The sequence below is a fragment of the Martinezella miluonensis genome, assembly GCF_900094545.1.
GTDB lineage: Bacteria > Pseudomonadota > Alphaproteobacteria > Rhizobiales > Rhizobiaceae > Rhizobium > Rhizobium miluonense.
Genome location: NZ_FMAH01000101.1, coordinates 1 through 1,389, shown reverse-complemented (window position 1 = coordinate 1,389; position 1,389 = coordinate 1). Strand labels below are relative to the sequence as shown.

The window sequence follows — 1,389 nt, the reverse complement described above, 5'->3', positions numbered from 1 at the left end:
CCGAACAGACGGCTCTCGAGATGGTGACGCTCGACAGTCTGGTGCCCCGGGATCACCTGCTTCGCAAGATCGACGCGGTGATCGACTTCTCGTTCATCCATGATCGCGTCGCCGGCCTGTACTGCGCCGACAACGGGCGGCCGCCGCTGGATCCGACCTTGATGTTCAAGGCGCTGTTCATCGGCTACCTGTTCGGTATCCGCTCCGAGCGCCAGCTGGTGCGCGAGATCGAGGTGAATGTCGCCTATCGCTGGTTTTTGCGGATGAAGCTGACGGACGGGGTCTTCGACGCCTCGACGCTCAGCCAGAACCGGCGTCGGCGCTTCAATGATACGTCGGTTGCCCAGGACATCTTCGACCATATCGTCGAGCAGGCGATAGGCCACGGGCTTGTGGATGGCACGGTGCTTTATACCGACAGCACGCATCTGAAGGCGAACGCCAACAAGGGCAAGTACGATCTGGCGATGGTGGAGAAGTCGCGCTCCGACTACTGGGCCGATCTCGACCGGGCGATCGAGGCCGAACGGGCGCTGCACGGCCAGAAGCCTTTGAAAGGCAAGGATCGGGAACCCGCAGTCAAGGAAACCAAGGTCAGCCGTACCGATCCCGACAGCGGCTACATGGTGCGCGACGGCAAGCCGAAGGGCTTCTTTTATCTCGACCATCGCACCGTCGATGGCCGGCATGCGATCATCACCGACACACATGTGACGCCGGCCAACGTGCATGACAGCATCGTCTATCTCGACCGGCTGGACCGGCAACGCGCCCGTTTCGACTTCAATGTCGGGGCCGTCGGGCTGGATGCCGGCTATGCGACGGCAGGGATTGCCAACGGCCTGGAGGTGAGAGGGATCCTTGGAGTGACCGGCTACCGCAACCCGACGCCGCCCAGGCCCGGCATGATGCGCAAGTCGAAATTCGTCTACGAGCCAGAGCCCGACGGCTATCGCTGCCCCGAGGGGCAACTGCTGACCTACGCCACCACCGACCGCGACGGCTACAAGCACTACCGCTCCGACCCCCGCATCTGCGCAGGCTGCCCGCTGCTTGCCTCCTGCACGACGAATGCCAAGGCCGAACGCACCATCACCCGCCATGTCTGGGCCGATGCCCGCGAGCGTACCGATGCCAACCGGCTCAAGCCCTGGGGCAAGGCCATCTACAAACGACGGAAAGAGACGGTCGAGCGCTCGTTTGCCGACGCCAAACAGTTGCATGGTCATCGCTACGCGCGGTTCCGAAGTCTCATCCGGGTCCAATGCCAGTGCCTGATGGCCGCAGCCGCCCAGAACATCAAGAAGATCGCAATGGCCCTCACAAAGGCGCCAAAGCCAAGCATGGCCTGAGCAGATCAGGCCGTTTCAACAAAATCGAAACGCCACC

Annotated in this window: 1 protein-coding gene; it reads left to right on the top strand. The window is 62.6% G+C overall.

Annotated elements, in window-relative coordinates:
• A partial coding sequence (locus tag GA0061102_RS32455) for an IS1182 family transposase (RefSeq protein ID WP_139115146.1) occupies positions 1-1,352 on the top strand: 1,352 nt, incomplete at its 5' end.
• Positions 1,353-1,389 lie beyond the last annotated feature (37 nt).